At 64.0% G+C, this 6,710-nt stretch carries 6 protein-coding genes; 4 read left to right on the top strand and 2 right to left on the bottom strand.

All coding sequences use genetic code 11. The features are described 5' to 3' along the window. Positions 1–506, top strand: a 506-nt coding sequence (locus Q0L57_RS02380) for an acetoacetate decarboxylase (RefSeq protein ID WP_296737445.1), incomplete at its 5' end; no start/stop codon positions are given. Beyond that, positions 499–1,659, top strand: a complete 1,161-nt coding sequence (locus Q0L57_RS02375; RefSeq protein ID WP_296737443.1) for a patatin-like phospholipase family protein — start codon at positions 499–501, stop codon at positions 1,657–1,659. The genes Q0L57_RS02380 and Q0L57_RS02375, both read left to right, overlap by 8 nt. Positions 1,660–1,821: 162 nt before the next feature. On the opposite strand, the gene Q0L57_RS02370 is transcribed toward Q0L57_RS02375, so the two are convergent. Together Q0L57_RS02370 and Q0L57_RS02365 are read right to left on the bottom strand one after the other, a co-directional pair. After that, positions 1,822–3,423: an inorganic phosphate transporter gene (locus tag Q0L57_RS02370; protein ID WP_296737441.1), complete on the bottom strand. Its 1,602-nt coding sequence runs from the start codon at positions 3,421–3,423 to the stop codon at positions 1,822–1,824. Between the two features lie 80 nt (positions 3,424–3,503). Further along, complete coding sequence (locus tag Q0L57_RS02365) at positions 3,504–4,037, bottom strand: TetR/AcrR family transcriptional regulator (RefSeq protein ID WP_296737439.1); 534 nt, start codon at positions 4,035–4,037, stop codon at positions 3,504–3,506. 174 nt (positions 4,038–4,211) lie between these two features. On the opposite strand from Q0L57_RS02365, the gene Q0L57_RS02360 reads away from it, so the two are divergent. After that, the gene (locus Q0L57_RS02360) at positions 4,212–5,492 is read left to right on the top strand and encodes an efflux RND transporter periplasmic adaptor subunit (protein WP_296737447.1); all 1,281 of its coding nucleotides are present in this window, start codon (positions 4,212–4,214) and stop codon (positions 5,490–5,492) included. Continuing rightward, on the top strand, positions 5,489–6,710 hold a 1,222-nt coding region (locus Q0L57_RS02355; protein WP_296737438.1), incomplete at its 3' end, for an efflux RND transporter permease subunit. The genes Q0L57_RS02360 and Q0L57_RS02355, both read left to right, overlap by 4 nt.

The following is a 6,710-nucleotide window of genomic DNA, read 5'->3' as shown; positions in this document are numbered from 1 at the left end:
ACTCCATGTATCTCGACGACGACGCGCCGATCGCCGGCGGCCGCGAGCTCTGGGGCTTCCCGAAGAAGCTCGCCAGCCCCAAGATCGTGCATGAAGGCGAAGTGGTGGTCGGCACCCTGCACTATGGCAGCGTGCTCTGCGCCACCGGCACGATGGGCTACAAGCATCGCGAGGCCGACCATGACCAGGTTCTGGCCTCCCTGGCCGCGCCCAATTTCCTCATCAAGATCATCCCGCATGTCGACGGAAGCCCGCGCATCTGCGAGCTGGTCCGCTACTACCTCACCGACGTGACCCTGAAGGAAGCCTGGACCGCTCCGGCGGCGCTCGACCTGCGCCCTCACGTCATGGCCGATGTGGCAAAGCTGCCCGTGCTCGAGATCGTCTCGGCCGTCCACTTCACCGCCGATCTGACGCTTGGGCTGGGCGAGGTCGTGCACGACTATCTCGCCGACCAGAACCAGCCCGCGGCTGGCGCAACCCAGCCGGAGAAAGCTCTTGCTTGAACGCACCCGCAACAAGGCGGTCGCCGCCACCATCGAGGAAATAACAGCGCAATATGACCGCATCGCCCTGGTCCTCCAGGGCGGCGGCGCACTCGGCGCCTATCAGGCCGGTGTCTACCAGGCGCTGTCCGATGCCGGCTGCGAGCCGACCTGGCTCTCCGGCGTCTCTATCGGCGCCATCAATGCCTCGATCATCGCCGGCAACGAGCCGAGCCGCCGGCTGCAGCGGCTCGAACAGTTCTGGCAGACGATCTCGGGCCGCAAGATCTGGGCCTATACGCCCGAGGGCGACATCTACCGTGACATCCGCAACCAGACCTCGTCATTGATGACGATGACGATGGGGCAGCCCGGCTTCTTCAAGCCGCGCAATCCGAACCCCTGGTTCCAGCTTTCAGGCGCCGAAGGCGCCACCAGCTTCTACGACACGGCCGAGCTGAAGGGCACGCTGGAAAGCCTCATCGACTTCGATGTGCTGAACGACGGCAAGAAGCGGCTCAGCGTCGGCGCGGTCAATGTCCGGACTGGCAACTTCGTCTATTTCGACACCGACAAGGTGCGCATCGGGCCGGAGCACATCATGGCGAGCGGTGCGCTGCCACCGGCCTTCCCCTCGGTCCGTATCGAGGGCGAGTATTACTGGGACGGCGGCATCGTCTCCAACACGCCGCTGCAATACCTGCTCGACCAGGAGGAGGACCGATCCTCGCTGGTATTCCAGGTCGATCTGTTCAGCGCCCGAGGCGTGCTGCCGCGCGGCATGGCCGACGTGCTGTCCCGCCACAAGGACATCATGTATTCGAGCCGCACCCGCCAGAACACGGACAATTTCCAGCGCATCCACGCGCTGAAGATGAAGCTGCTCGATGCGCTGAAGCGCGTTCCGCCGGACCAACTGAGGGACGGCGAAAAGGAAATCATCGCCGACTATTCCGACGCCGGCGTCGTCAACATCGTCCACCTCATCTACCAGCACAAAGGCTACGAGGGTCACGCCAAGGACTACGAGTTCTCGGGCACCTCGATGCGCGAGCATTGGGAGATGGGCCTGGAAGACACGGAACGCACGCTGCGCCACAAGCAGTGGCTGACGCTGCCGACCAACGTCGAGGGCGTCGCGATCCACGACCTGCACCGCGAAGACCCGACCTGACTTTCTGACAGCCTGCCCCGACGACGATCGCTACCGCCGCCCTTGGGCGGCGGTTCTTTTTTGCATCGCCAGTGCCCTGAGCCCGGTGCGAAAAACAAAGACGGCGCCGCGAACGGCGCCGTCTCTTCAACTGGGCGGTTGGGCCAGTCCGGCCCCGGTCCCTCAGAACACGTGGCGCAGGATCACGAACAGCACGAAGGCCAGCGCGATCGAGCACGGCAGCGTGAGCACCCATGCGAGGGCCAGGTTGCGCACGGTCGACCACTGCAGGCCAGAGCCGTTGGCCGCCATCGTGCCAGCGACGCCTGACGAGAGCACATGGGTGGTCGACACAGGCAGGCCGAGCCGGTCTGCCATGCCGATCGTCACCATCGCGACCAGCTCGGCGGCCGCGCCCTGGCCATAGGTCAGGTGGCTCTTGCCGATCTTCTCGCCGACGGTGACGACGATGCGCTTCCAGCCGACCATGGTGCCGAGCCCGAGCGCCAGCGCCACGGCGACCTTCACCCAGAGCGGGATGAACTTCGTCGCGTTGTCGACCGCCTTGTGGTAGTCCGTCACCGCTTTCAGGTCGTCGGCCTTCATCGGCAGCAGTTGCTTCTTGTCGATCAGCTTCAAAGCCTCACCGATCAGGTAGATGTCGTTGCGGGCGTTGCTGACCAGATCGGTCGGCACCTTGTCGACGGTGGCATAAGGCTGCAGCTCGGCGGTGGTGTTGTGGATGTAGGTTTGCAGCGCCAGTGTCGTCTGGTCGCTCCAGGTTTTGGAGCGCACGGCCTCCTGCACTGCTGCCTTGGGGTCCGCCACCGTGACGCCCGGCTTGACGTATTTGCCCAGCGACTGCTCGACGGCGGCTGAAGCCGACTTGTAGGCTTCGAGATAGTTGATGTCGGGCGTGCGGTTGAGCGCGAAGGCGGTCGGCACCACGCCGATCAGGATCAGCATGATCAGGCCCATGCCTTTCTGGCCGTCATTCGAGCCGTGCGCGAAGCTCACGCCGGTGCAGGTGAAGATCAGAAGGGCGCGGATCCACCATGGCGGCGGCGTGTTGCCCTTCGGCGCCTGGTAGAGGGCCGGATTGCGCACCAGGATCTTCATGACATAGAGCAGCGCGGCGGCGGCGAAGAAACCGACGATCGGCGAGACCAGCAGGGTCGTGCCGACATTGGTCGCCTGCGACCAGTCAACGCCGCTGGTGGCGCTGCCGGCCGGCGCCATGAACTGGTTGGCGAGGCCGACGCCGATGATCGAGCCGACCATCGTGTGCGAGCTCGAGGCGGGCAGGCCGAGGAACCAGGTGCCGAGGTTCCACAGGATGGCCGCGACGAGCAGCGCAAACACCATGGCGAAGCCGGAGGACGAGCCGACCTGCAGGATGAGCTCGACCGGCAGCAGCGACAGGATGCCGAACGCGACGGCGCCGCTGGAGGTCAGGACCCCGAGGAAGTTGAAGACGCCCGACCACATGACGGCGAATTCGGCCGGCAGGGAGCGCGTGTAGATGACGGTCGCCACAGCATTGGCGGTATCGTGGAAGCCGTTGACGAACTCGAAGCCCAGCGCGATGAGCAAGGCGATGCCGAGCAGGATCCACGGCACCGTCTTGGCCGCCGCCAGATCCTGGCTGAGCGCGTAGCCCACATAAATGATGCCGACCAGGATCAGCACACCGAAGGCGGGCAGGAACCACTTGGCGCTACTCGACTGTTCTAGGGGATGATCCGGTCTCGGAATCCCCGCCTCACTGGAAACCACGTCCACCATGTCCCACTCCTTTTGCATCGCAGCAAAGAACCGGGAAGAACGCTATGACCGCGACATGAACCTGTTGTGACGCCTGCAACCTACCCGGCTATCTTCAGAAGCGAGGCCATCAGCAGCTTGTGCTCGTCTTCCGACAGCACATCGGAATCGAAAAGGTTCATGCTGCGTAGCCCCTCGATGGCCAGGAAACAGACCAGCAGCGAGCCAAGGTCGTTCGTCTCGCCTTTCAGCCTCTCGAACAGCTGCCGCTTGAAGGATTTTATCGGCGTCAGGAAATCAGGATCCTCGGCGATAGCCGAAAATATCCAGGATGCCGATGGTTGCGGCTCCACGCACTCATCCGCCGAAAGCCTGACATAGGCCGCGAGCGCGCTTTCATGGCCGGCCTCGGCAATGCCCGCCTCGAGCGCCTGTTCGAATTCCTTGAGATAGTTCTCGACCAGCCCCTGCATGAGCTTGGCCTTGGTCGGGAAATTGTAGAGCAGGCCGCCTTTGGACACCCCGGCCCGGTTGGCGACGGCGTCCAGCGACAGGCTTCCCGGCCCTGCTTCGCGCGCCACATCGGCGGCCGCGGCAAGTATCCTGTCGCGCGAATTTGCCCTGCGAGCTTTCATCGCCTCCCCCTTACATTAGCTTACGCAGAATTGACAAGACCGTCCAGACGGTACAGGAAGGCGCCGAAATTTGAAATCGGGACTTATCGTGGATAAGTGTCCCGGCACTGAACGTTATGCCGGTTGTCCGGCTCGAGGGGTCTGTCCGTGAAGCGCTTCTTCATCATCACCGGAATGCTGCTGCTGCTCGCCTTGGTTTGTGTTGGCGTGGTCGGCTTCAACCTGTTTCGCGACAGCGCAATCAAACAGTTTTTCGCCACCATGAAGCCGCCGGCCGCGACGGTATCGACCGTGGTCGTCAAGCCGTCGAGCTGGACGCCCGGGGTTGAAGCGATCGGCACCGTCAATGCCGTGCGCGGCGTCGACCTGACTGTCGAGACCGCCGGTATCGTCAAGGACATCCTCTTCCACGCCAACCAGAAAGTCGCGGCCGACGCCGTGCTGCTGCAGCTCGACGATGCCGTCGAGAAGGCGGACCTGGTGGCGCAAAAGGCCCAGGCAGCCTCCGATCAGGCCGCCCTGACCCGCGCGCTGGAATTGCAGCGGCGCGGTGTCGGCACGGACGCGACCCTCGATGCCGCTCGCGCGGCGGCGGACGCCTCGGCCGCGCAGGTGAACAAACTGCAGGCGGTGCTCGACCAGAAGCAATTGTCCGCGCCCTTCACCGGCACCGTCGGCATTCCGAAGATCGACATTGGCCAGTACCTGGCGCCGGGCAACTCGGTCGTGACGATCCAGGACCTCGACACCATGCGGATCGACTTCACCGTCCCCGAGCAGCAGCTGCCGCTGCTGAAGATCGGCCAGACGGTGCGGATCGGCGGCAGTCTCCAGGACATGCCCTTCGCCGGCGCCATTCGCGGCATCGACCCCAAGATCGACCCGGCGAGCCGGCTGGTGTCGATCCGCGGCGAAGTCGCCAATCCCGAAGGCAAGCTGACGCCCGGCCAGTTCGTGCAGATCCGCGTCGAACTGCCGGAAGAAAGCAACGTCATTTCCGTGCCGCAGACGGCCGTCACCTCGAGCCTCTACGGCGATTATGTCTTCGTCGTCGAACCGGCCAAGCCGGCCGCATCAGGGGCTGCCGCTCCTGCAAAGCCGGAGGACCCGAAGGCCGGCGCGGAGAAGCCTGCCGGCGATGCCGCCAAGCAAGCCGATGCCGCCAAGCCCGCCTCCGACACGGCAAAGCCGGCGGACAACGCCAAGCCGGCCGACAAGACCACAGCTGATGCTGCCAAGCCGGCTGACGGCGAGCAGAAGCCCGCGCTCGTCCTTTCGCAGGTGTTCGTGAAGCTCGGTCGCCGCAACAACGGCATGGTCGAGATAGCCGATGGGCTGAAGTCGGGCGACGAAGTCGTCACGGCCGGCCAGAACCGGCTCTTCAACGGCATGTCGGTTGCCGTCGACAACACCATCGATCCCAGCAAATCGGCGAACAAGCAGGTTCAGCAATGAGCTTTTCAGACCTCTTCATTCGCCGGCCCGTCCTGTCGACGGTGCTGGCCTGCATGATCCTGCTTCTGGGCTTCCAAGGTATCTTCGGCCTGTCGATCCGGCAGTATCCGAAGGTTGACGAGACGGCGATCACCATCACCACGGCCTATCCCGGCGCCAGCGCCGACCTGATCCAGGGCTTCATATCGGCCCCGATCGCGCGCGCCGTCGCCTCTACGGAAAACATCGACTACGTGACCTCGTCCAGCCGTCCGTCCTCCAGCACGGTGACGGTGCAGATGAAGCTCGGTTCCAATCCTGACGTGGCGCTCGCCGAGGTGTTGTCCAAGGTCCAGGGCGTGCGTGGCACCTTGCCGACCGCCTCGAAGGATCCGGTGATCGTCAAGGGCACCGGTCAGCAGTTCGCGATGATGTACATCTCGATGCAGAACCCGAACATGACGAAGGAGCAACTCACCGAGTATATCGAGCGCGTCATCCGACCTCGCATCTCGACCGTGGAAGGCGTCGCCGACGTCCAGATCTTCGGCGCCCAGGAATATTCCATGCGCATCTGGATCGACCCGATCCGGCTTGCCGCGCGTGGTGCAACGGCCGTGGATGTGCTGACCGCGATCAACAATTCGAACTTCCTGTCGGCGCCTGGCAACACCCAGAACGAGTATGTGGTCTCCTCGATCACCGTGCATTCGACGCTGCAGACGCCCGAGGCCTTCGCCCAGTTGCCGATCCGCTCGACGGACGGCCATGTGGTGCGCCTGCGCGACGTGGCGCGTGTCGAGCTCGGCGCGGAGAACACGGATACGAGGGTGAGCTTCAACGGCAAGCCGGGAACCTTCCTCGCCATATTCCCGACGCCGGCGGCAAATCCGCTGACGACGGCGGCGGCGCTGACCAAGCTCGTGCCGCAGATCCAGGATACGCTGCCGAAAGGCATGACGATCGAGATCGTCTACGACGCCACCGGCCAGATCAGCGCCTCGATCGAGGAGGTGTTCAAGACCATCGCCGAGGCCGTCGCCATCGTCGTCGTGGTCATCCTCCTGTTCCTCGGCTCGTTCCGGTCGGTGCTGATGCCGATCGTCACCATCCCGCTGTCGCTGATCGGCGTCTGCTTCATCTTGTTTGCGGTCGGCTACTCGATCAACCTTCTGTCGCTGCTGGCCATGGTGCTGGCGATCGGCCTTGTCGTCGACGACGCCATCGTGGTGGTGGAGA

The sequence above is a fragment of the Mesorhizobium sp. genome (assembly GCF_024509055.1).
GTDB lineage: Bacteria > Pseudomonadota > Alphaproteobacteria > Rhizobiales > Rhizobiaceae > Mesorhizobium.
Note: the sequence above shows the minus strand (reverse complement) of the source record. Positions and strands in the feature narration are given on the sequence as shown.